General features: G+C 49.3%; 2 protein-coding genes. Both read right to left on the bottom strand.

The window, feature by feature from the left end; translation table 11 throughout:
* Positions 1–124: DUF3846 domain-containing protein (locus AC1WIP_RS15435; RefSeq protein WP_481142661.1), on the bottom strand; the 124-nt coding region annotated here is incomplete at its 3' end.
* 643 nt (positions 125–767) lie between these two features.
* On the bottom strand, positions 768–1661 hold the full coding sequence (locus AC1WIP_RS15430) for an MFS transporter (protein ID WP_481142660.1): 894 nt from the start codon (positions 1659–1661) through the stop codon (positions 768–770).
* Positions 1662–1829 lie beyond the last annotated feature (168 nt).

Genomic DNA, 1829 nt, shown 5'->3' with positions numbered 1-1829 from the left:
GCGCCACATCGTCCTTTGACCATGGGTATACGGCTTGCATATCCCCACCGACAAGCTGCTGAAGAGTGCGCAGCTTATTCATAGCGAACCGTTTTTCCGGATGCTTGCCCGGCTGAACATACAGAATACGGATTTTGTTCTCGTTTATCAGGTAGAAAACTCCTTTTTGATAAAAAAATACCGCTGTATCGGGTGATACAGCGGAGGTGACAAAGAATTTGGGGAATTGTACCGTAATCTCCTATGATATATATCAAAATGCTCATTTTTGAATAGTTGTATTCACTGATAATGCGCTGACAATTGATATAGTCCCCTTAGAGTAGACATCTAAAAAAGCAAAAATTTTCAAGTCTACACTAAGGGGGCTTTATTATGTCAAGAAGAAGGAACAAGTACTACGACAGGAAGCTAAAGCTGCAAGCAGTGCAGGATTATTTTGGAGGCGGTGGCAGTTTACGGACTATTTGCAAAAAACACGGGATCAAAGACAAAAAGCAGCTGCGGAACCGGATAAAGTGGTATAATGGTCATAAAGAAATCAAGGAGAGGCGAGCAGCCGGAACGGAGATTTATATGACCAAGGGCAGAAAGACAACAGAAAAGGTCCGCGCGAACTCCCGTTTTTCCTCTGCGCTGGCATTTTTGAGCAGCATTATGCTTCATTGCTCTGTGGTTGCTGCGTTGCTTCCGTAATAAATCCCGGCATTCCGATGCCGATTGGATTTTCTGGTGGATGGCGTGTAAGAAAAAGTGTTTTTGGGGGGTCATTTTGTGGAGACACCCTGTTCAATCGCCAGAGTTATTTCATCGACTTCTTTTTTTCCAAGAGGGTACAAGGTCCCAAAAACCAGCCCGGCAGCAGCGCACAGGATCAGCGGAAGCGTGATGGAACAGAAGATGATGCCGCCTTCGACGCTCTGCGGTTGTTGCGCTGCTCCTCCAATAAATCCTGTTACCGCCAACATATATCCAGGGATTGCCCCCGCAACGCCTTGGGCGGCTTTGGAGACAAAAGAGGACAGGGATGCGACGGCGGCTTCGGCTCGTTTGCCGGTTTTATATTGCACATACATCGTGTTGTCGGCCTGAATGCCGTAGGCAAGGGGCCCGATAAAGCCCCCACCGATCCCGGCGAAAACAGCGCCCACATAGATCAGCAGCAGAGACCGGACATCTATAAACCGGATCAGTGACCCACCTACGGCAACGATGATCCCCGCGAGAAAAACGTTTTTCTTTCCGAGTTTGTTTGCCAAAACAGGTGCCACAGCCATGCCGAGCAGAGTAATCACAAGGGAAACAACCGAAACACCTGACATCAGTTTGAGATCCTTCATAATATAAGTGTAGAAAAAGGTGCCGGTGCCACTGCTAAGGGAGGTGCCGACCGTGGATAGCAGAATCGTGAGGAAGTGCGTCCAGACTGGCTTGAAGCGAAGGAACTGAAACAATTCCCGCAGGCTATACCGTTCGTCGTCGGTGCCTTTGGGCGTTACGCGCTCCTTGACCCCCAAAGCGCCAAGGATGGAGAACACTAAGGTGACAGCCATGGAGCCGAAAATCAGGATATAGTAGCTTTCCAGTGTGCCCGACGCAACGATGATGGGGGCGAGAATAGAAATCGCCGCGCCGCCAAGGCCGTATCCGAGTGCCTTGATGAGGGACAGGGAATTTCCGCTCCTTGTTTTCGGCTGTCATGACCGGCAAGAGGCTGTTCAGGGAAATGTCCATGATGTCAAAGGTCCACCCAAGCAGGAGGTATGTGATGTATACGATCACATATTTTCCAACGGGACTCCATACCGCACCAAACCACAGGAAAATGT

The organism is Acetatifactor sp., assembly GCF_982438285.1.
This window is presented reverse-complemented; position numbering and strand designations above follow the sequence as displayed.